General features: G+C 73.2%; 21 protein-coding genes and 1 pseudogene. 10 read left to right on the forward strand and 12 right to left on the reverse strand.

The genetic code is table 11. From position 1 onward, the window contains the following. Positions 1-78: 78 nt before the first annotated feature. A complete protein-coding gene (locus ACIPYS_RS00980) occupies positions 79-1,275 on the reverse strand; it encodes a PucR family transcriptional regulator (protein ID WP_400742810.1) in 1,197 nt (398 codons plus the stop codon). Between the two features lie 215 nt (positions 1,276-1,490). Here ACIPYS_RS00980 and ACIPYS_RS00985 point away from each other — a divergent pair, with 215 nt between their 5' ends. Further along, on the forward strand, positions 1,491-2,267 hold the full coding sequence (locus ACIPYS_RS00985) for a pirin family protein (RefSeq protein WP_400741603.1): 777 nt from the start codon (positions 1,491-1,493) through the stop codon (positions 2,265-2,267). A gap of 43 nt (positions 2,268-2,310) precedes the next feature. Here ACIPYS_RS00985 and ACIPYS_RS00990 read toward each other — a convergent pair whose 3' ends face one another. Continuing rightward, positions 2,311-3,144 carry a serine hydrolase gene (locus tag ACIPYS_RS00990; protein ID WP_093862158.1) on the reverse strand — a complete coding sequence of 278 codons (834 nt, stop codon included), beginning with the start codon at positions 3,142-3,144 and terminating at the stop codon, positions 2,311-2,313. A 112-nt stretch (positions 3,145-3,256) separates the two neighbouring features. Here ACIPYS_RS00990 and ACIPYS_RS00995 point away from each other — a divergent pair, with 112 nt between their 5' ends. Continuing rightward, on the forward strand, positions 3,257-3,706 hold the full coding sequence (locus ACIPYS_RS00995) for a MerR family transcriptional regulator (protein ID WP_093862159.1): 450 nt from the start codon (positions 3,257-3,259) through the stop codon (positions 3,704-3,706). Positions 3,707-3,737: 31 nt separating this feature from the next. On the opposite strand, the gene ACIPYS_RS01000 is transcribed toward ACIPYS_RS00995, so the two are convergent. Next, positions 3,738-4,328, reverse strand: a complete 591-nt coding sequence (locus ACIPYS_RS01000) for a TIGR03086 family metal-binding protein (RefSeq protein ID WP_093862160.1) — start codon at positions 4,326-4,328, stop codon at positions 3,738-3,740. A gap of 101 nt (positions 4,329-4,429) precedes the next feature. Between ACIPYS_RS01000 and ACIPYS_RS01005 the strand changes: the two genes are divergently transcribed. Next, positions 4,430-5,422: a YafY family protein gene (locus ACIPYS_RS01005; protein WP_093862161.1), complete on the forward strand. Its 993-nt coding sequence runs from the start codon at positions 4,430-4,432 to the stop codon at positions 5,420-5,422. A 120-nt stretch (positions 5,423-5,542) separates the two neighbouring features. Here ACIPYS_RS01005 and ACIPYS_RS01010 read toward each other — a convergent pair whose 3' ends face one another. The 6 genes from ACIPYS_RS01010 to ACIPYS_RS01035 form a co-directional block, all read right to left on the reverse strand. Beyond that, positions 5,543-6,754 carry an alpha/beta hydrolase gene (locus ACIPYS_RS01010; RefSeq protein WP_093862162.1) on the reverse strand — a complete coding sequence of 404 codons (1,212 nt, stop codon included), beginning with the start codon at positions 6,752-6,754 and terminating at the stop codon, positions 5,543-5,545. A gap of 255 nt (positions 6,755-7,009) precedes the next feature. Then, positions 7,010-8,260, reverse strand: a complete 1,251-nt coding sequence (locus tag ACIPYS_RS01015; RefSeq protein ID WP_400741608.1) for an acyltransferase — start codon at positions 8,258-8,260, stop codon at positions 7,010-7,012. Positions 8,261-8,321: 61 nt separating this feature from the next. Beyond that, positions 8,322-9,458 (reverse strand): alpha/beta hydrolase, encoded by a 1,137-nt coding sequence (locus tag ACIPYS_RS01020; protein WP_400741611.1) that lies wholly within the window; start codon positions 9,456-9,458, stop codon positions 8,322-8,324. Between the two features lie 159 nt (positions 9,459-9,617). Continuing rightward, the gene (locus tag ACIPYS_RS01025) at positions 9,618-10,292 is read right to left on the reverse strand and encodes a response regulator transcription factor (protein WP_030395846.1); all 675 of its coding nucleotides are present in this window, start codon (positions 10,290-10,292) and stop codon (positions 9,618-9,620) included. Between the two features lie 22 nt (positions 10,293-10,314). Next, the gene (locus ACIPYS_RS01030; RefSeq protein ID WP_400741613.1) at positions 10,315-11,679 is read right to left on the reverse strand and encodes a sensor histidine kinase; all 1,365 of its coding nucleotides are present in this window, start codon (positions 11,677-11,679) and stop codon (positions 10,315-10,317) included. 89 nt (positions 11,680-11,768) lie between these two features. Beyond that, a complete protein-coding gene (locus tag ACIPYS_RS01035; protein WP_093862166.1) occupies positions 11,769-12,431 on the reverse strand; it encodes a TetR family transcriptional regulator in 663 nt (220 codons plus the stop codon). 228 nt (positions 12,432-12,659) lie between these two features. Between ACIPYS_RS01035 and ACIPYS_RS01040 the strand changes: the two are divergent. Continuing rightward, positions 12,660-14,298 (forward strand): annotated as a pseudogene (locus ACIPYS_RS01040) (MFS transporter); the annotation flags it as partial. Positions 14,299-14,394: 96 nt separating this feature from the next. Here the strand turns inward: ACIPYS_RS01040 and ACIPYS_RS01045 are convergent. Further along, positions 14,395-15,174 (reverse strand): hypothetical protein, encoded by a 780-nt coding sequence (locus ACIPYS_RS01045; protein ID WP_159425001.1) that lies wholly within the window; start codon positions 15,172-15,174, stop codon positions 14,395-14,397. Between the two features lie 154 nt (positions 15,175-15,328). Next, on the reverse strand, positions 15,329-18,079 hold the full coding sequence (aceE, locus tag ACIPYS_RS01050; RefSeq protein WP_093862169.1) for a pyruvate dehydrogenase (acetyl-transferring), homodimeric type: 2,751 nt from the start codon (positions 18,077-18,079) through the stop codon (positions 15,329-15,331). Between the two features lie 516 nt (positions 18,080-18,595). Between aceE and ACIPYS_RS01055 the strand changes: the two genes are divergently transcribed. The 5 genes from ACIPYS_RS01055 to ACIPYS_RS01075 all read left to right on the forward strand — a co-directional run bounded on the left by ACIPYS_RS01055 (position 18,596) and on the right by ACIPYS_RS01075 (position 22,604). Further along, positions 18,596-19,033, forward strand: coding sequence for a DUF3052 domain-containing protein (locus tag ACIPYS_RS01055; RefSeq protein ID WP_030395852.1), 438 nt, complete (start codon positions 18,596-18,598; stop codon positions 19,031-19,033). A 249-nt stretch (positions 19,034-19,282) separates the two neighbouring features. Beyond that, positions 19,283-19,741: a peroxiredoxin gene (locus ACIPYS_RS01060; RefSeq protein ID WP_093862170.1), complete on the forward strand. Its 459-nt coding sequence runs from the start codon at positions 19,283-19,285 to the stop codon at positions 19,739-19,741. 252 nt (positions 19,742-19,993) lie between these two features. Further along, positions 19,994-20,569, forward strand: coding sequence for a TerD family protein (locus ACIPYS_RS01065; RefSeq protein WP_030395854.1), 576 nt, complete (start codon positions 19,994-19,996; stop codon positions 20,567-20,569). A gap of 252 nt (positions 20,570-20,821) precedes the next feature. Further along, entirely contained in the window at positions 20,822-21,397 is a 576-nt protein-coding gene (locus tag ACIPYS_RS01070; RefSeq protein WP_093862171.1) for a TerD family protein, read from the forward strand. A gap of 109 nt (positions 21,398-21,506) precedes the next feature. After that, entirely contained in the window at positions 21,507-22,604 is a 1,098-nt protein-coding gene (locus ACIPYS_RS01075) for a DUF475 domain-containing protein (protein WP_093862172.1), read from the forward strand. 169 nt (positions 22,605-22,773) lie between these two features. Here ACIPYS_RS01075 and ACIPYS_RS01080 read toward each other — a convergent pair whose 3' ends face one another. Continuing rightward, a complete protein-coding gene (locus ACIPYS_RS01080) occupies positions 22,774-23,937 on the reverse strand; it encodes a DUF2637 domain-containing protein (RefSeq protein WP_400741621.1) in 1,164 nt (387 codons plus the stop codon). A 344-nt stretch (positions 23,938-24,281) separates the two neighbouring features. Between ACIPYS_RS01080 and ACIPYS_RS01085 the strand changes: the two genes are divergently transcribed. Then, complete coding sequence (locus ACIPYS_RS01085) at positions 24,282-25,010, forward strand: Tellurium resistance (protein ID WP_173862128.1); 729 nt, start codon at positions 24,282-24,284, stop codon at positions 25,008-25,010. Positions 25,011-25,041 lie beyond the last annotated feature (31 nt).

Here is a 25,041-nt window from a genome sequence, read left to right on the forward strand (position 1 = left end):
TCTCGCCAGGCGCCCGGGGGCGGGTAGGCGACGGTAACGAAGAAAAGCATCCGGGATTGTAAGGTCCCTACAGCGTGGTCAGCCCGACTCTCCCGTGGCCGTGAGCCGTCCCAGCGCCAGTGCGATACGCAGGGTGAAGGCCGAACGCACGTCGGAGGGAGCGTAGCCCGTGACGTCGGTCACACGTCGGAGCCGGTAGCGCACCGTGTTGGGGTGGACGAAGAGCATTCGGGCGGCCCCCTCCAGTGAGGAGGCCTGCTCCAGGTAGACACTCAAGGTCTCCAGGAGTGCCGAACCTGCCTCGTCCAGCGGTGTGTAGATCTCCTCCACCAGCTGCCGCCGGGCCGCCTGGTCACCCGCGAGCGCCCGCTCCGGCAGCAGATCGTCCGCCAGTACCGGCCGCGGGGCGTCCGGCCAGGCCGCGCAGGCCCGCAGGCCGGCGGCGGCGGCGTGCGCCGAGCGGGTGGCCGAGAGCAGGTCGGGCACGGTCGGGCCGACCACCACCGGACCGGCCGCGAACTGGCCGATCAGCGCCCGGGCCGCGTGCACCGGCTCCTTGTCGCCGCCCACCACGACCACCAGGCGCTTGCCCAGCACCCCGGTCAGCACGTGCAGCTTGGCGTACCTGGCGGCCCGGCGGATCGCCTCCACCACCAGTTCGCTGTCACCGTCCGGGGCGGAGCCCATCACCACCCGGACCTGGCTGGGCTGGCCCCAGCCGAGTGCGGCGGCCCGGGACAGCACGCCCTCGTCGGCGTCGCCGGAGAGCAGCGAGTTGACCACCAGCGCCTCCAGCCGGGCGTCCCAGGCCCCCCGGGCCTCGGCCGCCTGGGCGTAGACCTGGGCGGTGGCGAAGGCGATCTCCCGGGCGTAGACCAGCACCGACTCGCGCATGTCGGCCTCGTCGCCGGGGGCGGCGACCTCCTCGATCGCCTCCTCCATCACCTCGATGGTGGTGCGGATCAGCTCGACGGTCTGGCGCAGGGTGATCGCCCGGGTCAGCTCGCGCGGCGCGGTGCCGAAGACATCGGTGGAGATCGCCTGCGGGGCGTCCGGCTTGCGGTACCACTCGGTGAAGGCGGCGATACCGGCCTGGGCGACCAGGCCGATCCAGGACCGGTGCTCCGGCGGCATCCGCCGGTACCAGCCGAGCTGGTCGTCCATCCTGGCGATCGCGGCGGAGGCGAGCTTGCCGGAGGACTTCTCCAGCCGCTTGAGGGTCGCGGCCCGGCGCTCGGCGCGGTCGGCGGCGAGCCGGCGCTCCTGCGCGGTCAGGCGCGGTGCCGCCCGCCCGGGCCGGTCTCTTCCGGCACCGGACGTCGGGCTCTTCCCGTTCCTGTCGGGGGCGGTCGGATCGCTCTTGGAGTTCGCGGAGGCGGCTGGCACAGGGACAAGACTGCCTCACCGGAGCGACTGCTCGTGCACAGGCCCCGGCGGACGGGCGGGGTGGTGACGGTCACACCCGCCGGACCCGGCACTACGGTGGGGCCGTGACCGATGCCCCAGCCCGTCCCAGGGCCGATCTCCGCCGTACCGCCGAGCGCTACCTCTCGACCCCCGCCGAGGGCGTCGAGACCCGGCACGCGTTCTCCTTCTCCGGGCACTACGACCCGAAGAACACGCACTTCGGGGCCCTGCTCGCGTGCAACGAGGAACAGCTCGCCCCCGGCGCCGGGTACGACGAGCACAAGCACCGGGACACCGAGATCCTCACCTGGGTGCTGGAGGGCGCGCTGGCCCACCGGGACTCGCACGGGCACAGCGGGGTGGTGCGGCCCGGCATGGTCCAGCACCTGGGCGCGGGCTCCGGCGTCAGCCACACCGAGCGCAATGCCGGCGGCGCCGACGGCCCGGTCCGCTTCGTCCAGATGTGGCTCCAGCCGGACGTCTTCGACGCGCCGCCGGTCTACGGGCTCCGCGGGGTGGAGCGGTCGGTCGACGGGTTGACGCTGCTCGCCTCCGGGATGGCGCGGGACGCCGGCACGCGGGCGCTGCGGCTGCGCCGCGGGGACGCCGCGCTGTGGCTGGTGACCGCCGGGCCGTGGCAGCCGCTGCCGGCGCTGCCGGCCGCCGCCTACCGTTACGCCCACCTGACGGCGGGCTCGCTCGGCTACCGGACGGTCCCCGGGCCCCAGGGCGGCGGCCGGTCGATGGTGCCCGGCGACAGCGTGCGGATCACCGGGGACGCCTTCGCGGCGCCGACGGCCGGCCAGGCCGGCGCGGAGCTGCTCCTGTGGGAGATGCACTCGCCGGTCTCGTACGGCTGACGGCGCCGCCGCGGTACGGCCGGTGCGGCCGTGAGCGGAGCCGTCAGCCCCGGAGTTCGGCGAGGACGGCGTCGGAGAGCACCGGCCAGACCTCGGCCGCCCACGGGCCGAAGTCGAGGTCGGTGAGCGCGACGCAGGCCACCCCGGCCTCCGGGTCCACCCACAGGAAGGTGCCGGACTGGCCGAAGTGGCCGAAGGTCGCCGGGGAGTTGGTGGTGCCGGTCCAGTGCGGGGTCTTGCCGTCGCGGATCTCGAAGCCGAGGCCCCAGTCGTTCGGCCGGCGGTGGCCGAAGCCGGGCAGCACGCCGCCGGTGCCCGGGAAGGCCACCTCGCGGGTCGCCGTGCGCAGGGTGCCGGGGTCGAGCAGCTTGGGCGACTGCAGTTCGGCGGCGAAACGGGCGAGGTCGGCGACGGTGGACAGGCCGCCGGCCCCGGCCGGGGTGCGGTGCGCGGTGTTGATCAGGGTGGCGTGCATGCCGAGCGGCTGGAACACGGCCTCGGCGGCGTAGCGGCCGAACTCGATGCCCGCCGCCTCCTCCAGGGTCCGCGCCAGCACGTCGAAGCCGGCGTTGGAGTAGAGCCGGCGGTTGCCGGGCTCGGCCATCACCCGGTGCTCGTCGAAGGCCAGCCCGGAGGTGTGGGCCAGCAGGTGCCGGACGGTCGAACCTTCGGGCCCGGCCGGGTCGTCCAGCTCGAAGACGCCCTCCTCGACCGCGACCAGCACGGCGTACGAGGTGAGCAGCTTGGTCACCGACGCCAGCGGGAACAGGTGCTCCTGGGGCCCGTGCGCACCCAGCAGCGCGCCGTCCGCGCCCCGTACGACGGCCGCCGCCGCGTGCGGCACCGGCCAGGTCTCGATCTTCCGCAAGCTCTCCATGGGCCCGACTCTAACGGGACCGGGCCGCCCGCCCCGCCGGGATGGCAGGCTTGGTCCGACCGCACTGCACGGCGCCGGTGGCGTCGGCACGTTCAGCACCGGGGGGACCGACATGACCGTACTGGCGGCGATCGAGGCCGGACAGCGCACCTGCGGCGAGGTGTTCCGTGATCCGGTCGGGGCGCCGGACCGGACGCCGCGGCACACCATCGGCGAGGTGTCGGCGGCCAGCGGGCTGACCGCGCACACCCTGCGCTGGTACGAGCGGATCGGCCTGCTGGACCCGGTCGACCGCTCGGCCTCGGGGCAGCGCCGCTACAGCGACGCCGACCTGCACCGGCTGGCCTTCCTGGGGCGGCTGCGGCTGACCGGGATGCCGGTGGCGGACATGCTGCGGTACGTGGAACTGGCCCGCGAGGGCGACCGGACCTCCGCCGACCGGCGCGATCTGCTGCTCGCCCACCGGGAGGAGGTGCGGCAGCGGATCGCGGACCTGCACGCGACGCTGGCCGTGCTCGACCACAAGATCGAGCTGTACGACGGCCGGGTCGCGTGCCTGTAGCCGTGCGGTGCGCGGGGGTCGGTCGCCGCCGTCAGACCTCCCGGCCGAGGTACGCGGCGAGCCGGGTGTACGCGTCGGCGCCGGCCGGGGCGGGCCGGACCGGGCCGAACGGCACGGCGCCGCCGCGCGGTTCGGCCGGCAGCACGGCCAGGGCGATCCCCAGCGCGGCCTCGGCCAGCCGTGCGTCCAGCCGCTCGTCCAGCGGGGGGTCGGTGTCGAGCGCGCGGGCGATGTCCCAGGCGTGGGTGACGGTCTCCAGGACGTAGCCGCCGACCGCGGCCCGGCCGGGCACCTCGCCCCAGGGCGCGAAGGCCGGACGGTCGAGCTTGGCGTCCTCGGCCCAGGCGGCGGTCACCCGGGCGCGGGCCCGGCCGAGGGCGGCCGGCCAGCCGTCGTCGGGGAGTTCGCCGGTCGCGGCCACGACGTCCTCGCAGCGGCCGCCCTCGCCCATGTAGGCGAGCCGGTGGATGCCGCCGACCACATGGCTGAGCAGGGTCCGCAGGTCGTACGCGGTGCACGGGGTGGGCCGGTCCAGGGTCTCCGGGGCGGCCTCGGCGATCAGCTTCTCGAGCTGGTCGAGGGCGAGCAGGTACAGCGGGCGCGGGTCCTGGGTGGTGTCCATGGGGATGTTCAACTCCACTGGTGCGGAAGGTTTTGCGGTACGGAGGCAATCTCCCGGTAAAACCTGACAAGCGCCGTCATGTTTTCTGGGATCCTCGGGACATGAAGGCCGACCGCCTGCTCTCGATCCTGCTGCTGCTCCAGACCCGCGGCCGGGTGCCCGCCACCGAACTGGCCGAACGGCTGGAGGTGTCGGTCCGCACCATCTACCGCGATGTCGAGGCGCTCTCCACCGCCGGTGTGCCCGTCTACACCGAACGCGGCCGGCACGGCGGGATCAGCCTGCTGCCCGGCTACCGCACCGATGTCAGCGGCCTGACCGCCGACGAGGCGCGCGCCCTGTTCGTGCTGTCCGCCCAGGGCGCGCACAGCGACCTCGGGCTGGACGGCGCGCTGGGCTCGGCGCTGCGCAAGGTGATGGCCGCGCTGCCCGCCCCGCACCGGCCCGGCGCCGAGCGGATCAGCGAGCGGATCCTGGTCGACCCGGCGCGCTGGCTCCAGGCCGGCGCCGCGCCCGGGCCCGACCTCGGCGAACTGCAGTACGCGGTGTTCGCCGACCGCCGGCTGCGGCTGCGCTACCGGCACAGCGGCTCGCCGGCCCCGGCGGAGTACACGGTGGACCCCTACGGCCTGGTCAGCAAGGCCGCCGTCTGGTACCTGGTGGCCGATCTGCGCGGCGAGCCGAGGCTGTTCCGGGCCGACCGGGTGCTGTACGCCGAGACCGCCGAGGAGTCGGTGCGGCGACGGCCGGGGGTGGGGCTCGGTGACGTCTGGACGGTGCTGCGCGAGCAGGTCGAGCGACTGCCCAAGGAGCTGACGGTGAAGGTGCGGGTCCGGCGCGGGCGGCTGGACATGTTCGTCCGGATCCACGGCTCCCGGCTCACCGCGCCGCCGCCGGAGAGCGGGGGCGGCGCGCCCGAGGAGTGGGTCGAGCTGGCGCTCGGCTTCCAGTCGCTGCCGGCCGTGCGGGCCCTGCTGGCGTTCGGCGCGGACGCCGAGGTGCTCCACCCGCCCGCCGCCCGCCGGGAGATGGCCCGCACCGCGGCCGACGCCGTCCGGCTCTACCAGGAGCCGCGCCGGCCCGACCCGGTCTGATCGGGGACGGGCGATGCGGGGCGGCCCGGGGCGGCGCGGAGCCTCGGGGGCCGTGCGGCCGGGGCGGGCGGCCTGCGGCGGGCGGGCAGCCGGTGGTCGGCGGCCGGAGTGGCGGGGGCCTCAGGCCTCGGGGGCCGGGCGGACCACGTCCTGGTCCCGGCCGAGGGCGACGGCGGCGAAGTTGTACAGGCTGTCGGTGCCGGTCGCGAAGTAGCCGTTGTGGCCGGAGGAGCGGGCCGAGGAGAGCCGTTCGGAGCCGAAGTCCACCGAGGTCGGGTCGGCGCCGTGGCCGAGCCCGCCGACCTCCAGGTACGGCACGTTGCCGATCCAGTCGGTCTCGTTGCGGGTCGCCCAGACCCGCACCCCGCCGCCCAGTTCGGAGCGGCTCTCCACGCCCATGCCGGGGGAGCCGAAGACCACCATGTCGGTCACCCCGTCGGTGTCCGCCGGGGAGGCGGCCGCCCGGGGGATGTCCGGCGCGGCCGTGCCGCAGACCACCGAGCCGTAGGAGTGGCAGAACAGCGCGGGCGGCGCCTGCGGGCGGGTGGTCTCCTTCAGCCCGGCGAGCAGGCGGCGCAGCCGGGGCGCGCCGACGTCGGCGAGCCGGGAGGTGACCGCGTCCGGGCCGAGGCCGGAGGGCGTGACGTAGCCGGTCCAGGCGACGACGGCGGTGCGGGAGCCCGGGACCTGCCGGTGCTCCTCCTCGTACAGCGCGCGGGCCATCCCGGCGGGGGAGCGGAGCGGTTCCACGGCCTGGTCGAAGTGGCCGAGGTCGGCGTCCGAGCCGGGGACGAGCACGGCGATCCGGTCGGCGGCCCCGAGGTCGCCCCAGACCTCGGTCAGCAGGCCGCGGCCGCGCGGGTCGAAGGCGAGGATCTGCCGGCCGGGGGCGAGCAGGCTCTGCACGTCGTTGGCGCGGGAGACGGCCAGTGCGCGCTGGTCCTGGTCGAGCGCCGGGTCGGCGGCGCGGGCCCGGGCGTGGTCGCGCTCGGCGGCCAGAGCCACCCGGTTGGCCCGGTAGCGCAGGGCGAGCGGCGCGCCGTCGTAGTTGCCGACGACCAGCGGGTAGGCCGCGACCAGCCGGTCGGTCTCGGCCGGGGAGAGCCGGTCGAAGAACTCGGCGGCGGCGGCCGGCGCGGTGGTGGCCGGGTCGGGCAGGTCGTGCCCGTAGGAGTGGTCCTCGACCCAGGCGGCGCTGCCGGCCGGCGGGGTCGAGATGGCCAACTGCTCGGTGGCGGCGGCGGCCTGGGCGGCGGCCGCACCGGCGTCGGCGAGGACGGCGGCGCCCGCGAAGGCGCCGATCAGGACGTGCTTCCACCGTCGACGGCGCATCGTCTCAGCTCCCAGAGAGTCCCGTCACCGATCCCGGACGGGGCCCGAGGGTGGTACGACTGCCAACTTTCAGCGCAAGCCTAGGGGGCCGGAGCAGCACCTGGAGCGCCTTAAACTGTGGGATGGATCACATGAACGCGGGGTGTCCCGGAGGGGTTTCGGTCGTTCGCGCGGAAATCGTCGGCTGCGGACCGGTTCGTCCCCCCTGACCGGTCCGCAGCCGCCGCCCGTCGAAACGGCTTCCGGCCCGCGCGTTCAGACCACGCCGAGCGCGTACGCGGCGAAGAACGCCGCCGCCGCGCCGGCCGCCGCCTTGGCCGGCCGGGAGAGCGCCGTCCACGGGCCGTCGAACCGGCGGGTGAACCACCCGATCCCGATCAGCGCCGCGCCGAACAGCGGCAGCAGCGCCAGCCGCAGCGCCACCCAGCCGAGCGAGTCCGGCGCCACCGTCAGTCCGGGCACCGCGCCGAAGGCGGCCGCGCCGGGCACCGCGACGGCGAGCATCGCGCTCTGGTGCCAGCAGAAGATCGTCATCGCGGACAGGTTGACCGCCACCACCGGCAGCCACAGCAGCGGACGCCCGGCCAGCAGCTGGCCGAGGCGGTCGCGCAGCAGTACCGCCGCGCCGCACTGGACCGAGGCCAGCGCCAGCACCAGCAGGGACGGCGGGTGCGAGTTGGTCCGGGCGGCGCCCGGGACTCCGACCATCGACGCCGGGTAGTGGAACACCAGCAGCAGCGTCGCGAACAGCGCCGCGCCCCCGCCCAGCAGCAGTCGCGCCGCCGGACGGCCCAGCCGGCCCCCGGCCCAGAGCACGCCCAGCTGGTAGCCGAACAGCCAGCCCGGCAGGATGTTCAGCAGCCCGACCCAGGACGGCACCGCCTCCGCCCACGGCCCGTACCGCAGCAGGTCGACCGCGGCGACCGCGGCCAGCGGCAGGCCGGCGGACCAGCCGCCGAGCCGGCGGGCGGCGGCCGCGCAGAGCGGGGTGAGGGCGGTCAGCCCCAGGTAGACCGCGATGTACCAGAGCGGCTGCACCACCAGCGTCGATCCGGTCCGGACGGTGTCGGCGGGCACGCCGAGGCGCGGCAGCAGCGGGATCAGCAGGGCCCAGACGGCGGCCACCCCGAGCACCGGGCGGAGCAGTCGCACCGCCCGGCCGCGCAGCCAGCCGGCCGGGCCCGTGCCGCGGGCCCGGGCCCGTTCCAGCGAGCGGACCGCGGAGTACCCGCCGACCAGGAAGAACACTCCGAGCAGTTGCAGCCCCCAGCTGGCCGGGGCGAAGAAGCCGAGTGCGGGGGAGGACAGCGGGCTGGCGTTGTGCAGGGCGCCGTCGGCGGAGCGGGTGAAGCCGCCGAGCAGCCAGTGGCCGACCGGGACGGCGAGCAGGGCGAGGGCGCGCAGGCCGTCGAGGGCGCGGTCGCGGCTCTCGGGGGTGCGGGCGTCCACCCGGCGGGCGGCGCGGTGCAGGGGGGCCAGTACGGGGGCCAGCGGGGAACCGGGCATGACGAGGTCTCCGTTCGCGGGGTGCGGCGCGGCGGTCGTGGAGCGGAAGGAAGGGGAGGGTTCAGCGGCCGAGGGCGAGCCCGGCGAAGGCGGCCAGCGAGGCCGTGCCCGGGGCGAAGTAGCCGCTGTGGCCGTGCGAGCCGGTGGACGGCAGCGGCCGGGCGCCGAAGGCCGGGTCGGTCGGGTCGGCGCCGTGGCCGAGGCCGAGCAGCCGGACGAACGGCACCCGGCCGATCCAGTCGGAGTCGTTGCGGGTGGTGGCCCAGAGCGGGACCCGCGGGTCGAGCTCGGCGGCCGAGTCGACGCCGAGGCCGGGTGAGCCGAGCACCACCACACCGGAGGTGAGGTCCGGGCCCGGCCTGGCCAGCCCGCAGACCACCGAGCCGTAGCTGTGGCAGAACACCGTGGGCGGGGCGTCCGGGCGGGTGCTGACGGCGAGTCCGTCCAGCAGCCGGGTCAGCCTCCCGGCGCCGGCCCGGGCCAGCCGCTCGGTGGCGGCGTCCGGGCCCGGCCCGAGCGGGGTGGTGTAGCCGGCCCAGGCGATCACCGCGGTCCGTCCGCCGGTCGCCCCGTACAGGGCGCGGGCCATTCCGGCGGGGGTGCCGTAGGGGTCGCCTGCGCGGTCGAAGGTGCGCAGGTCGATGTCGGAGCCGGGGACCACCACGGCGACCCGTCCGGCGGTGGCGAGGTCGCCGGACACCTCGGCGACCAGGCCCCGGCCGCGCGGGTCGAAGGCCAGGAACCGGCGCGGACCGCCGGGCGCCGATCCGTCGAGCAGGGTGCGGCAGCGCTCCGCGCGCTCCCGGGCGTCGGCGCGGTCCTGCGGGGTGAGTGCCGGGTCGACGGCCCGGGCCGCGGCGCGGTCGCGTTCGGCGGCGATCGCCCGGGTGTTGGCCCGCAGCCGCAGCTCGACGGGCGCGCCGTCCAGGTTGCCGACCACCAGCGGATGGCGGACGGCCAGTTCCTCCCGGGCGGCGGGCGGCAGCCGGGCGAAGAAGGCGGCCACCTCGGCGGGGCGGGCGGTGGCCGGGTCCGGCAGCGGCAGGCCGAGGGTGGTGTCGGCGAGCCACTCGGTGCTGCCGGGCGGCGGCCCGGTCACCGCCCGCTCGCCGCCGGCGGCCCAGCCGCCCGCGCCGAGTGCCGCGACCAGTGCCAGCGTGGCGGCCGCCAGTGCGCGCCGGATCCGCTGCTTCCCCATGTCCGTTCCCTCCCGGGCCGTTTCGGCTTCGACAGGAGGGGACGGTAGGAGCGGGGCGGCCCTGCGGACGTCACACCGCGGGGCCAACTCCCCTGTGCTACCCGGGTATCAGGAGGTTCTCCCCCGGGGGAGAACCCCACCGCGGGCCGGGGGGAGGCGTCATTGCCCGGGGGTCACCAGGCCGGACTCGTAGGCGAGTACCACGGCCTGGGCGCGGTCGCGCAGGTCCAGCTTGGCCAGGATCCGGCCGATGTGGGTCTTCACGGTCTGCTCGGCGAGGACCAGCCCGGCGGCGATCTCCTGGTTGGAAAGGCCCCGGGCGATCAGCTCCAGCACCTCGGTCTCCCGCGGTGTCAGGCCGTTGAGCCGCAGCTTCGGGTCCCGGCGCCGGGCCGGCCGGGTGCGGGCGAAGTCCTCGATCAGCCGGCGGGTCACCGAGGGTGCGAGCAACGCCTCGCCGGCCGCCACCACCCGGACGGCGGCGATGAGGTCGGCCGGCGGAGCGTCCTTGAGCAGGAAGCCGCTGGCGCCGGCCCGCAGCGCCTCGTAGACGTAGTCGTCGACGTCGAAGGTGGTGAGCATCAGCACCTTGGGGCGGTGGGCGCCGGGCACCGCCGGGTCCAGCAGTCGCCGGGCGGCCTCCAGGCCGTCCATGACCGGCATCCGGACGTCCATCAGCACGACGTCCGGGTGGGTGCGGCCGGTCACCTCCAGGGCCTGGGCGCCGTCCGCCGCGTCCCCCACCACGTCGATGTCGCTCTGCGCGCCCAGCAGGGCGGCGAATCCGGCCCGTACCATCGCCTGGTCGTCGACGATGATCACGCGGATGGTCATACGGTGCTCTCCCCGGGGCGCGCTACGGCCCGGCCGGCGTCCCGTCCGGATCGGGGGACGCGGTGCCGCTCGGCCGGCTGTCCTGCGACCGAGTATCCGTCAGACCGTCGACGGGCAGCACGGCGGCCACCCGGAACCCGCCGTCGGCCAGCGGGCCGGTGTCCAGCCGCCCGCCCAGCAGCCGGACCCGTTCCCGCATGCCGACCAGCCCGTGGCCGGTGCCCTCGGCCGAACCCTCCAGCGACCCGGTGCGCTCGGGCGGGGCCGCGTTGACCACGGTGACCAGCAGGGACCCCTCGTCGACGGTCAGCGAGACCCAGGCCCTGGCGCCCGGGGCGTGCCGGACCACGTTGGCCAGCGCCTCCTGGACGATCCGGTGGACGGAGAGGCCGACGGCCGGCGGCAGCGCGTCGTCCGTCAGCCCCGGGTCGACGGCGAGTTCGGCCGCCACCCCGGCCCGGCGCACCGTGTCGACCAGCTGGGCCAGTTGGCCGATGCCCGGCTGGGGCGCCGTCTCGGCGCCGGAGTCCTCGCTGCGCAGCACGCCGAGCAGCCGCCGCATCTCGGTCAGCGACTCGCGGGCCGTTCCGGCGATCGCGGTGAACTCCTCCGCCGCCTCGTCCGGGACCCCGGCGATCCGGTACGGCGCGCTGGCCGCCTGCACGGCGATCACCGACATGTGGTGGGCCACCACGTCGTGCAGCTCGCGGGCGATCCGGGCGCGTTCCTCCAGCAGGGTGCGGCGCTCGCGCTCGGCCTCGCTGATGTGCTCCTGCTCCGCGAGCCGCCGGGCGGCCTCGGCACGTTCGCGCAGTGCCCCGCCGAGGACCAGGACGGCGCCGGCCAGGGCGGTGGCGAGCAGGTTGTTGTCGCCGCCGAACCGGTCGGTGAAGCCGAGGAAGGACATCGTCAGGCCGGCCGCCGCGGTGGTGAGCCAGACCGCGACCAGCGTCCGGCGGGGCTCGCGCAGCGCCAGCGTCAGCATCAGCAGGAGGTAGCCGACCAGGACGGGAGGCGGCCACGGCCAGGGGCCGGTGGGGCCGGTGCCGACGACGAGGACCGCCAGCGCGGTCAGCAGGTCGGCGCCGCCGATCATCCACCAGGCGGGCAGCGGCCGGGTGACGGCGAGCAGCAGCGGCACCGTCTGGGCGACCGAGAGGGCGGCGGCCAGGCCGCCGGAGATCCCGTAGTCGTTGCTGAGCACGTTGATCCCGCTGGGCAGCAGCGAGGCGATCGCGGCCACGGCGGCGAGCTGGGGGAGGCGGCGGACCCAGGGGCGCGCGGCGTGGCCGAGCAGCGGGGTGTGGTCCGCGGAGGGGCGGGTCAGCGGGGCGAGCAGCGCGCGCACCGGACCGGTCGGGGCGGGCCCGGGGGACGGCTCGATCATCCGGTCAGCCTAGGGCGGGCCGGGCCGCCGGGCGTCCCCCCGAGGTCCCGGGTCCCGCGTAGTACCCCGGTAGGGGGTGGGCGGGCGGCTCAGGAGCGCCAGTCGCCGACCAGGGCCGGGCCGAGCTGGTCCAGGTGGCGGTCGATCAGCGCGACCATGCCCTCCGGTCCGATGTCCTCCTGGTCGGCGGTCCAGGACAGGTGGGCGGCGCGCAGCACGGCGCCGAACGCGGCCGCGAGGACGGCGGGCCGGAGGTCCTCGGCCGGGTCGAGGCCCTCGCGCTCGGCGAGCACCCGGATCACCACGCGCTCCTGCTCGGCGACCCGGCGCAGGTGGGCGGCGAGCAGGGTGGGGGTGTCCTCGATCATCCGGATGAGCTCCAGCGCGGCGGTCACCGAGCACGGTCCGGTGGGGTGGGCGGAGCCGCGCTCGCGCCAGGAGCCGACGATCGCGGCCCGCAGCGCCCGGAGCGGGCCCTCCTCGGCGGGGCGGGCCCGCAGCAGTTCGATGAAGTGGTCCTCGGCCTCGGCGAGGACGGCGAGGGCGACCTCGTCCTTGTTGGCGAAGTAGCGGAAGAAGGTGCGCTGCGAGACGTCGACCGCGGCGGCGATCTCGTCGACGGTGGTGCTGGCGAAGCCCTGCCCGAGGAACAGCCGGTGCGCGGCCTCGATGAGGGCGTCCCGGGTGCGCTGCTTCTTCCGCGCGCGGAGCCCGGGCTCCGGGGCGGCGGGAGGAGCGGGCTGAGCGGCCATGGCGGGCGCCTTCCGGAGGGGTGGTTCGGCTGGGTGATTCGGCTGGTGTTCCGGAGGCTACTGTAGCCCTCTGACAAATGGCAGGCAGTGGCAGAAGACAGTGTTTGCCGAATGTCAGCTGCTGACATAATCTGCCGGAGTGGCGCCCGTCGGGCCGGGTACTCGTGGGGACGGGTGGGCCGGGGCGCCACGACCACGTCCGTCCGCAGTCAGCCCCGGAGGGCCCAGATGAGTCAGTCCCTCACCAAGAGCGCCGAGGCGGACACGCCGCCGTCCGGCACTTCACCGGGTGGGAGGAGCCTCCAGGGACACCCCTGGCTGACCCTGCTCACCGTCGCCGTCGGCGTGATGATGGTCGCCCTGGACGGGACGATCGTCGCCATCGCCAACCCGGTGATCCAGGCCGACCTCAACGCCGCGCCCTCCGAGATCCAGTGGGTGACCAGCGGTTACCTGCTGGCCCTCGCGGTCTTCCTGATCACGGCCGGCAAGATCGGTGACCGGTTCGGCCACAAGAGCACCTTCCTGGTCGGCGCGGTCGGTTTCGCCGCCACCTCGGCCGCGATCGGCTTCGCCGGCAACATCCAGACCGTGATCGCCTGCCGCGTGCTCCAGGGCCTGTTCGGCGCGCTGCTCCAGCCGGCCGCGCTCGGCCTGCTCCGCGGGGCCTTCCCGGCCGAGAAGCTCAACATGGCGATCGGCATCTGGGGCGGCGTGATCGGCGCCTCGACCGCGGCCGGCCCGATCGTCGGCGGCCTGCTGGTCGAGCACGTCAACTGGGAGTCGGTGTTCTTCATCAACATCCCGGTCGGCCTGCTGGCGCTCGGCCTCGGCCTGTGGATCCTCAAGGACGTGCGGGCCGAGAACGCCGCCAGGTCCTTTGACATCCCGGGCATCGTGCTGCTCTCGGTGGCGATGTTCGCGCTGGTCTTCGGCATCATCAAGGCCCCCGAGTGGGGCTGGGGCGACGCCTCCACGCTGCTCCTGCTGGGCGGCGCGGTGGTGCTGATGGTGCTCTTCGCGCTCTGGCAGGGCAAGGCCCGCGAGCCGCTGGTCCCGCTCGCGCTGTTCCGCTCGGTGCCGCTGTCGGCGGGCGTCCTGCTGATGGCCCTGATGGCCTTCGCCTTCTTCGGCGCGATCTTCTTCGTGACTTTCTACCTGCAGAACGTGCACGCCATGACGCCGGTCCAGGCGGGCGTCCACCTGCTGCCGATGACCGGCATGATGATCATCGGCTCGCCGGTGGCGGGTATCGCGATCGGCAAGCTGGGCCCGCGGATCCCGATCGTGGCCGGCATGCTGATCACCACCGCCGCGATGTTCGGCATGTCCACCCTGGACTCCGGGTCGGGCAACGGCGTGATGGCGCTCTGGTTCGTGCTGATGGGCCTGGGCATCAGCCCGGTCATGGTCGGCGCCACCGAGGTCATCGTCGGAAACGCCCCGCTGGAGCTGTCCGGTGTCGCCGGCGGCCTCCAGCAGGCCGCGATGCAGGTCGGCGGCAGCCTCGGCACCGCCGTGCTGGGCGCGCTGATGGCCGCCAAGGTCACCGACGTGCTGCCCGGCAACTGGGCGAAGGCCGGGCTGCCCCCGGTCGAGCCGGCCCAGGCCGAGGGACTCAACCAGGCCGCCCAGCTCGGCTTCGCCCCGCCCGCCCCGGCCGGGACCCCGCAGCAGGTGGTCGACGCGATGGCCGGCGCCGTCCACGACTCCTTCGTCAGCGGCATGTCGCTGGCGTTCGCGGTCGCCTCGGTGGTCGCGTTCGCCGCCGCCGTGCTCGGACTGCTGACCCGCCGCGGCACCACCGAGGCCGGGCCCGCCGTCCACATCTGAGCAGCCCCCGCCCCCGCCGGGCGCCGGCCCCGGACCGTTCCCACGGTCCGGGGCCGGTGGCGTTCCGGGGCCGGTGGCCTACCGGGTCGGGGCCCGTGGCCTTCCGGGTCTGGGGAGCGGCCGTGCGGCGTCAGGAGGTGGGGCAGTCCAGCGTCGGGTCGGTCTCGGCGGCGGCCCAGCAGGCTTCGGCCCGCCGCCAGTACTCCTCCTCGGAGAGGGTGGCGGACGGGCTGGGCGCGGGCAGCACCTGGCTGGGGCCGAAATGGCCGCCGCCCCCGCCGCTGCCACCGGCCGGCGGGGCGGTCGGCGGCCGGGTCGGGGCGGGGACCGTGGTGGCGGCCCCGGCGTCACCGGTTCCGGCGGCGGTTCCGGCGGTGCTTCCCGCGGTCGGCGGGGCGGTGGTCGCGGGCGGGCGGGTGGACGGCGCGGACGGCGCGGTGGCCGGGGCGGTCGGCCCGGACCGGTCCGGGGACTGCGCCGACGGCGGTGCCGACGCGGCCGGGCCGGAGCTTCCCGCCGGGACCTCGGCGGCGACCAGCCCGAGCGCCGGCGGCCCGGCCGGGGTGCCGGGGGCGGCGGGAGTGCCCGGAGAGCCGGGAGAGGACGCGGCCGGTCCGGCGCCGTCCGGGGCGGTCCGCGGCGCGGCCGGGTCGGTCGCGGTCGCCTCGGGACCCGCCGGTCCGCCGGGAGCGGCGGACCCGGAGGGCTCGGCCGGTCCGGGCACGGTTCCCGGCGCCGCCGGCACCGGTACCGGCACCAGTTCGACCACGGCCCGGTCCGAGGCGGCCGGCAGGGCCACCGACGGCCCGCCGATCTCCTCCGGCGCGGGCAGCAGCTGGGACAGCAGTGCGCCGGTCGTCACTCCGACCAGCAACGCCAGGGGGAAGGCCCCCGTCCTCGGTGCGCGCACGGTACCCGGCCCCCTCCCCTCGCCCCCTCGGGGACACCTTAAGGGTGACTCTCGGGAAGGTTAAGAGGCAGCCGGAGCGCTCCGGGGAACGGCGAGGGGCCGGTCCCCCCGCACACGGCGGGGGGACCGGCCCCTCAGGGGATCAGCGGGGCGCTCAGGCCTCGCCGCCCGCGGCGCCCGGGTCGGCCGCCGCCACGTCGAGCAGCTGGTAGCGGTCGATCGCGTCCTTCAGCGCGCTGCGGTCGATCTTGCCCTCCTTGGCGAGCTCGGTGAGCACACCCAGCACGACCGACTGCGCGTCGATGTGGAAGAAGCGACGGGCCGCGCCGCGGGTGTCGGCGAAGCCGAAACCGTCGGCACCCAGCGACTGGTACTGCCCCGGCACCCAGCGGGCGATCTGGTCCGGCACCGCGCGCATCCAGTCGGACACGGCGACGAACGGGCCCTCGGCGCCCTGGAGCTTGCTGGTCACGTACGGGACGCGCTGCTGCTCCTCGGGGTGCAGCAGGTTGAACTCCTCGGCCTCCACCGCGTCGCGACGCAGCTCGTTCCAGGAGGTCGCGGACCAGACGTCGGCCTTGACGTTCCACTCCTCGGCCAGGATCCGCTGCGCCTCCAGGGCCCACGGCACGGCCACGCCGGAGGCGAGGATCTGGGCCGGGATCTGGCCGGCGGTGCCGGGGGCGTACCGGTGCAGACCCTTGAGGATGCCCTCGACGTCCACGTTCTCCGGCTCGGCCGGCATCTTGATCGGCTCGTTGTAGACGGTCATGTAGTAGAACACGTCCTCGCCGTGCGGGTGCTCGGCGCTGGAGCCGTACATCCGGCGCAGACCGTCCTGCACGATGTGCGCGATCTCGAAGCCGTACGCCGGGTCGTACGCGACGACACCGGGGTTGGTCGAGGCCAGCAGGTGCGAGTGGCCGTCGGCGTGCTGCAGGCCCTCACCGGTCAGCGTGGTGCGGCCGGCGGTGGCGCCGATCACGAAGCCGCGGGCCAGCTGGTCGGCCATCTGCCAGAACTGGTCGCCGGTGCGCTGGAACCCGAACATCGAGTAGAAGACGTAGACCGGGATCAGCGGCTCGCCGTGGGTGGCGTAGGACGAGCCGGCGGCGATCAGCGAGGCGGTGCAGCCCGCCTCGGAGATGCCGTCGTGCAGCATCTGGCCGGTCGGCGACTCCTTGTAGGCCAGCAGCAGGTCGCGGTCGACCGACTCGTAGGTCTGGCCCAGCGGGTTGTAGATCTTCGCCGACGGGAACAGCGAGTCCATGCCGAAGGTGCGGTACTCGTCGGGCGCGATCGGCACGAAGCGGTTGCCGATGCCCTTGTCCCGCATGAGGTCCTTGAGCACCCGGACGAACGCCATGGTGGTGGCGATGGTCTGGTTGCCGGAGCCCTTCTTGACCGCCTTGTACGCGTCGTCGCCCGGGAGCTCCAGCTGCCGCGGCCGCACCTTGCGGGTCGGCACGTAGCCGCCCAGCTCCTTGCGGCGGTCGTGCATGTACTGGATCTCCTCCGAGTCACGGCCCGGGTGGTAGTAGGGCGGGTAGCCCTCCTCCAGCTGCTTGTCCGTGATCGGGAGGTGCAGGCGGTCGCGGAAGCGCTTCAGGTCCTCGACCGTCAGCTTCTTCATCTGGTGGGTCGCGTTGCGGCCCTCGAAGTTGGGGCCGAGCGTCCAGCCCTTGACCGTCTGGGCCAGGATGACCGTCGGCTGGCCCTTGTGCTCGCGGGCCGCCTTGAACGCCGCGTAGACCTTGGCGTGGTCGTGGCCGCCGCGACCCAGGTGCTGGATCTGCTGGTCGGTCATGTTCTCGACCATCTTGCGCAGCCGCAGGTCGCCGCCGAAGAAGTTCTCGCGGATGTACGCGCCGGTCTCGGTCGCGTAGGTCTGGAACTGGCCGTCGACCGTGGTGTTCAGCTTGTTCACCAGGACGCCGTCGCGGTCCTGGGCGAGCAGCGGGTCCCAGCTGCGGTCCCAGACCAGCTTGATGACGTTCCAGCCGGCGCCGCGGAACTGCGACTCCAGCTCCTGGATGATCTTGCCGTTGCCGCGGACCGGGCCGTCGAGGCGCTGCAGGTTGCAGTTGACCACGAAGGTGAGGTTGTCCAGGCCCTCGCGGGCGGCCAGGGACAGCTGGCCGAGCGACTCGGGCTCGTCCATCTCGCCGTCGCCGAGGAAGGCGTAGACCTGCGAGTCGGAGGTGTCCTTGATGCCCCGGTGCTCCAGGTAGCGGTTCATCCGGGCCTGGTAGATCGCGCCGAGCGGGCCGAGGCCCATCGAGACGGTCGGGAACTCCCAGAAGTCCGGCATCAGCCGCGGGTGCGGGTAGCTGGAGAGGCCGTAGGGGGCCTTCGACTTCTCCTGGCGGAAGGCGTCGAGCTGCTGCTCGGTGAGCCGGTCCAGCAGGAACGCGCGGGCGTAGATGCCGGGGGAGGCGTGACCCTGGAAGAAGATCTGGTCGCCGGACTCGCCCTCGGCGTCCTTGCCCCGGAAGAAGTAGTTGAAGCCGACGTCGTAGAGCGACGCGGAGGAGGCGAAGGTGGCGATGTGGCCACCCACCCCGATCCCGGGGCGCTGCGCCCGGGAGACCATCACCGCGGCGTTCCAGCGGGTCGCGTTCAGGATCTTGCGCTCGATCTCCTCGTTACCGGGGAAGAACGGCTCGTCCTTGGTGGCGATGGTGTTGACGTAGTCCGTGCTGCGCATCTCGGGCACGGCGACACGCTTCTCGCGGGCGCGCTCGATCAGCCGCAGCATCAGGTAACGGGCACGCTCGCGCCCCCGCTCGTCGATGGCCGCATCGAGCGACTCCAGCCATTCCGCGGTCTCCTCGGGATCGAAGTCCGGGACCTGACTCGGAAGGCCGCCAATGATGATCGGGTTGCGATCGGATCCGGAAGCCACGCTGTTCCTTCACTGTCGGTCGAAACTGAGGTGTGTCGCGCCGCCTCCATCGTGCTACCGCGCTCGGAGATCCGTCATCTCTACCGATCGGTAACCGTTCCGCCCAACAGAAGGAACGGTCTGGCGATGTGCGGTTCGGACAGCGTCGTCCGTGCCGCACACCCCCGGGTGTTACGAACAGAGGTGGTCCGACCTGGTTTCCCGTCCGTCCGATGGCGGACGGGCGGGGTGAGGGCCAACAGGAGACTCTACGCCCGCGTACGCGCGGACCCGAATGCTGTTCGCATCTCGGGCGTGCGTACGGCCTGTGGACCGGGACCTCCCGAAGCATCCTTGTCTTGTGCAGAGAAGGGCAAATCGGTGTGATTCCCGACACGTCGCCCGGCGTGTCCCCCTGCGACACGTCAACCTTTGGAGGGGATCGGGGGTCGGGTACTTGCGCGAACCGCCGCGCCCGTGTGGACTACGGCCACAGCCCCGGCATGGACGCCGGGCCGAATACTGGAGGTTATTCCCGTGAGCGCGACCGCGGACCCCGCGGACAAGTCCAACCCGGCAGCCCGTCTCGGCTTCGACGAGGGCCAGATCATCCAGGAGCTGGGGTACGACGAAGACAGTGACCAGGACCTCCGCGAGGGCATCGAGGAGATCACCGGGACCGATCTTGTCGACGAGGACTACGACGACGTCGCAGACGCCGTCCTGCTGTGGCACCGCGACGACGACGGAGACCTCACCGACTCCCTCGTCGACGCCCTGGAATACCTGGCGGAGGGCGGCCTGATCTGGCTGCTGACGCCCAAGACCGGCCGTGACGGCCACATCGAGGCCTCGGACATCGCCGATGCCGCGAAGACCGCGGGCCTCTCCCAGACCAGCTCGATCGCGATCGCCAAGGACTGGGCCGCCACCCGCCTGGCGACCAAGTCGACGGCCAAGCCGGCCAAGCGCTGAGTCCTGCCAGGGACGGCCCCACCGGGCCCCGCCGGAGCCTCCCTCCGGCGGGGCCCGGTCCGTTTTCCCGGACGGCCGTCCGGAGGGCGCCGGAACCCGGACGGCCGAACCGTTCGCCCAGGGCGAAAGCGGTGGCCCCGGACGGCGCAGCCCTCACCCGTCCGGCTCAACCGACCTCGGCGAATGCGAGGATGGCGCTCGCCGCGTCACCCGCGCGGCCCAGTCGCGTCGAGTGGGAAAGGTCACCGCATGGCCATCGAGATCGGCACCGAGGCTCCGGACTTCGAGCTCAAGAACCAGCACGGCGAGCTGGTCCGGCTCTCCGACTTCCGGGGCGCAAAGAACGTCGTCGTGGTCTTCTACCCGTTCGCGTTCACCGGTGTCTGCACCGGTGAGGTCTGCGCGATCCAGAAGGAGCTGCCGCGGCTGCAGAACGACGAGGTCCAGGTGCTGGGCGTGTCCAACGACTCGCCGTTCAGCCAGCGGATCTTCGCCGAGCAGGAGGGCCTGGACTTCCCGCTGCTCTCCGACTTCTGGCCGCACGGCGAGGTCTCCCGCGCCTACGGCGTCTTCGACGCGACCAAGGGCTGCGCCGTGCGTGGCACCTTCGTGATCGACAAGGCCGGTGTGGTCCGCTGGAGCGTCGTGAACGGCCTGCCGGACGCCCGTGACGAGCAGGAGTACCTGGCGGCCCTCGGCGCGCTCTGAGCCCTGCGGGCACCCGGCCCGCCGGCTTCCCCGGCCTGCTCGGGAGCATCGCGGGGCACCGGGACCGCAGGGTTCCCCGGCGCGCTCGGGAGCATCGCGGGGCACCGGGACCGCACGGTTCCCCGGCGCGGACGGGAACCCCGCACTACGATCGGTCCGTTGGCTGGTCAGAGGCTCGGGACGGTTCGCCGCCGGAGCTTCGGACCGCACCACGGGGGCACCGAGGAGTGCCTCCCGAATCTTGGAGGACAAGTGGGTGTCAGCCTGAGCAAGGGCGGCAATGTCTCGCTCACCAAGGAGGCCCCCGGCCTGACCGCCGTACTGGTCGGCCTCGGCTGGGACGTCCGCACCACCACGGGCACGGATTTCGACCTGGACGCCAGCGCTCTGCTCTGCAACGACCAGGGCAAGGTCGGCGCGGACGGCAACTTCGTCTTCTTCAACAACCTGAAGAGCCCCGACGGCTCGGTCGAGCACACCGGTGACAACCTCACCGGTGAGGGCGAGGGCGACGACGAGGCGATCAAGGTCAACCTGGCGACCGTGCCGGCCGATGTGCAGAAGATCGTCTTCCCGGTGTCGATCTACGACGCCGAGAACCGCTCGCAGAACTTCGGCCAGGTCCGCAACGCGTTCATCCGCGTGGTGAACCAGGCGGACAACAAGGAGCTGGCCCGGTACGACCTCACCGAGGACGCCTCCACCGAGACGGCGATGGTCTTCGGCGAGCTGTACCGCAACGGTGCCGAGTGGAAGTTCCGCGCGATCGGCCAGGGCTACGCCTCCGGCCTGCGCGGCATCGCCCAGGACTTCGGCGTCAACGTCTGAGACGGGGCGGGGCCGGTGACGGCCCCCTGGTGAACCACGGCCGGGGCGGCCGCGGACGCGAGAGCGTCGGCGGCCGCCCCGGCCGTTCGCCTTGTGTCGGCGCGGGGTTTGCCGTGCCCGGGCTACGACCCGCTCGGCCGCACTGGAAGGATGGGAGTTCAGGAAAGTTCAGCCGGCCGGAAGGGGCCGGCCGGGGTCGCGGGGGAATAGACCTGAGATGCGCCCCGGGAGGCAAGGGAGGAAGGACCGCCAATGAGTGTCACGCTCGCCAAGGGTGGCAATGTCTCGCTCACCAAGGCCGCGCCGAATCTGACGCAGGTGCAGATCGGTCTCGGCTGGGACGCCCGGTCGACGACCGGCGCGCCCTTCGACCTCGACGCGAGCGCGCTGCTGTGCTCCGGCGGCAGGGTGCTGGGCGACGAGTACTTCGTCTTCTACAACAACCTCAAGAGCCCCGAGGGCTCGGTCGAGCACACCGGCGACAACCTCACCGGTGACGGCGACGGGGACGACGAGGTCGTCCTGGTCAACCTGGACCTGGTGCCGCCGCAGGTCGACAAGGTGGTCTTCCCGGTGTCGATCTACGACGCCGAGAACCGGGGGCAGAACTTCGGCCAGGTCCGCAACGCCTACATCCGGGTGGTCAACTCGGTGGACGGTCAGGAGATCGCCCGCTACGACCTCACCGAGGACGCGTCCAGCGAGACCGCGATGATCTTCGGCGAGCTGTACCGGTACGCCGGTGAGTGGAAGTTCCGCGCGGTGGGCCAGGGTTATGCCTCGGGCCTGCGGGGCATTGCCCTCGATTTCGGCGTAAACGTACAGTAAAGGCCCTCACCGCCGCGATCGTCCCGTTCGGCGCCCCGGCGCGGCCGGACGCGTCCCGGCGAACGTCGACCCTCGTCGACGCCATGAACCCGAAAGGTAACCAAGTCCCGTGTTCCTCCGCACATTCGGCTGGTCATTCGCGATCACCATTCTCGGGCTGATCGCCGCCGGCCTGCTCTGGGGAGCCGAGGGATTCGGCATCGTGCTGATCCTCTCCATCCTGGAGATCTCCCTCTCGTTCGACAACGCGGTGGTCAACGCCACGGTGTTGAAGCGGATGAACCCGTACTGGCAGAAGATCTTCCTCACCGTCGGCGTGCTGATCGCCGTGTTCGGTATGCGGCTGATCTTCCCGCTGCTGGTCGTCGGCCTCACCGCGCACCTCAACCCGGCCACGGTCGTCGACCTCGCGCTGCACAGCGACAAGACCTACGAGGGCCTCACCTACGGCCAGTACCTGGAAGCGGCCAACCCGGCCATCGCGGCCTTCGGCGGCGTCTTCCTGCTGATGATCTTCCTCGACTTCATCTTCGAGGAGAAGGACTACAACTGGCTGGCCTGGATCGAGCGCCCGCTGGAGAAGGTCGGCAAGCTGGAGGCCTTCTCCACCGTCGTCGCCCTGGTCACCCTGCTGCTGGCGGCCAACTTCTTCGCCGGTGACCACGCCGAGACGGTCCTGCTCGCAGGCGTGCTCGGTCTCGTCACCTACCTCTCGGTGAACGGCCTCTCCTCGGTGTTCGAGGCGGGCCTGGAGGAGGAGGCCGAGAAGGAGGAGGCGCAGGAGAAGTCCGGCAAGTCCATCGTGCAGGTGGGCGGCAAGGCCGCGTTCTTCCTCTTCATGTACCTCGAGGTGCTCGACGCCTCGTTCTCCTTCGACGGTGTCGTCGGCGCGTTCGCCATCTCCAGCGACATCTTCCAGATCACCCTGGGCCTCGGCATCGGCGCGATGTACATCCGCTCGCTGACCGTCTTCCTGGTCCGCAAGGGCACCCTGGACGACTACGTCTACCTGGAGCACGGCGCGCACTACGCGATCGGCGCGCTCGCGGTGATCCTGCTGGTCGGCATCGAGTACCACATCCCGGAGATCGTCACCGGCCTGATCGGCGTCGCCTTCATCGGCCTCGCGCTCGGCTCGTCGGTCCTGCGCAACCGCCGGGAGGGTGCCGACGGCGGGGACCGGGAACTGGTGGGCAGCGACAGCTAGGGCCCGTCCTGCCGGTTCCGCCCGTCCAGCCCGTCCCGCCGGTCTCCCGGCAAACGCCGAACGGCCGTTCCTCCCGAGTGGGGAACGGCCGTTCGGCGTTTCCGGTGTCCGCGTTCCGGTGTCCGTGTTCTCCCGGTGTCCGCGTTCTGCGTGCGGCGGTCGCCGCTGCTCAGCCGAGCTGCTGCTCGATGGCGCGCAGCTTGCGCTCCAGGGAGTCGAGCTTCGGCATCGACAGGGTGTCGTCGTCCGGCGTCAGGTCCACCGTCGAGCGGTAGGCGGACGAGGAGGACGACGAGGACGAGGCCGTCGTCGAGGACGAGAGCCTCGAGGACGAGCCCGACGAGGAGAACGAGCCCGAGGCCGACTCGGAGCCGCGCGAGCGACGGGTCTCCAAGGCGCTCAGCGGGGCGGAGTCCAGCAGCGAGCCGGTGGTGCGGGAGGAGAAGGCGTCGGCCTCAACGGCTAGGGCAGGCTCCGAAGCGCTCGGGCCGTCTCCGGCAGCGGCGAGGGCGGGGACCTGGCGGCCGGCGCGGTTGCGCGACAGCATGCCGCCGGACTGGCGGGAGATCGCCTTCAGCTCGGCACGCTCGCGGCGGTCGGCGCTGCGGGCACGCACCTTGGCGTCCAGCTTCGCCTGACGCTCCTCGCGCACCTCGTCGACGGCCTCGTCCAGGCTGCGGACGTTCTCCAGCAGCATCAGCGACCAGGCGGCGTAGGTCTCGCGGGGTGCGCGCAGCCAGCGGACGATGCGGATCTGCGGCAGCGGGCGGGGGACGAGGCCCTGCTCGCGCAGCGCGGCCTTGCGGGTCTGCTTCAGCGCGCGGTCGAAGAGGATCGCGGCCGAGATCGACATGCCGGAGAAGAACTCGGGGGCGCCGTCGTGGGACATGCCGCGCGGGGCGTGCACCCAGTTGAACCAGGCCGAGGCGACCGCGAACACCCAGACCAGCAGGCGGGAGCCGAGGGCCGCGTCACCGTGGCTGGCCTCGCGGACGGCGAGCACCGAGCAGAACATCGCGGCGCCGTCCAGGCCGAACGGGACGAGGTACTCCCAGCCGTTGGAGAGGCCGAGGTTCTCCTTGCCGAAACCGACCAGGCCGTGGAAGGAGAGCGCGGCCGCGACGCCGGCGCAGCAGAACAGCAGGACGTAGGAGGAGATCCCGTAGACCATCTCCTTGCGTCGGCGGCGTTCCTCGCTGCGCTCCCAGGAGTCGCTGGATTCGTCCTTCCGGTTGTTGTTCTTGAAGCGCAGCGTCGCCACCAGGATGGCGGTGAACAGCAGGGCTACACCGCCGATGACGGTCCAGACCAGCTGTATGGAGGTCAGGTTCATTGCGGGTCGGGCCTCGGGTTTCCGCAGGGGACAAAGGTCTCAAGTGCGACACGATGATCAGGATCCGTCCCCGGGACCGGGCCTGACTAAGCGTCGTCGTCGGACGGGTGCGCCGACGCACCCGGGCGGGCGGGCGGGACACCTGTGCGGCTAGACGATATCGCGTCCGAAGTGGCCGCATGGTACGGGAGGTGAGCTTCGCCCCGCCAATCGACCCGCCGGTGTCCGGCCGGTGTCCGGAGGGCGGCTGCGGGTAGGGGACTTCGGGTACCCGCGGGCGGGCTGATGCCCGATCATGGAGCGGCGGACCGTCAGATCGGCTGGCGCGGCTGGGGGAGGACGGCATGGCCTCGATTTGGGAGTACCTGCGCGGAGAGCGGAACACGCTCGACCCGGGTGGCCAGTTCAAGGTCACCCTGACCAAGTCCTCGCCGCACCACGCGATCACCGGTGCGGCGGCGACCACCGGCTACCTCTACGTCAACCTGCACTGGACCACCCGGATAGGAGCCCCGAGGGCGAGCGCCAGGGACTCCCTGCGGCGGGTGTTCAGCCCCCGCATCCTCAGCCCGATGGAGCCGGACTCCAGTCAGAACGCCCAGGTCAACGTGGACCTCGACCTGGCCTGCATGTACGAGCTGACCGACGGCAAGCGGGGCGTGGTGCAGCCGCTGGGCGGCTTCTTCGGTGACCTCCGGAACCCGCCGTACATCAAGCTCAGCGGTGACGACCAGTACGGGGCGCCGTCCGGCGAGACGATGTACGTCAACCTGGAGAAGAAGGACCAGTTCAAGCGGCTGCTGATCTTCGTGTACATCTACGACGGCACGCCGGCCTTCGAGCAGACCAACGCGGTGGTGACGATCGTGCCGCAGTCCGGGCCGCGGATCGAGGTCCACCTGGAGGAGCGGGCGCCGGCGGCCCGCTCCTGTGCGGTGGTGCTGATCGAGAACACCGGTGACAACACCCTCACGGTGCGGCGCGAGGTGCGGTACGTGAACGGGTTCCAGGCGGACATCGACCGGCTGTACGGCTTCGGGATGCAGTGGCAGCGCGGGTACAAGTCGGAGTGAGACCGGGGCGGACGCCTCCGGGGGCGTGGTT

The organism is Kitasatospora sp. NPDC089913 (genome assembly GCF_044748625.1).
Taxonomy (GTDB): domain Bacteria; phylum Actinomycetota; class Actinomycetes; order Streptomycetales; family Streptomycetaceae; genus Kitasatospora.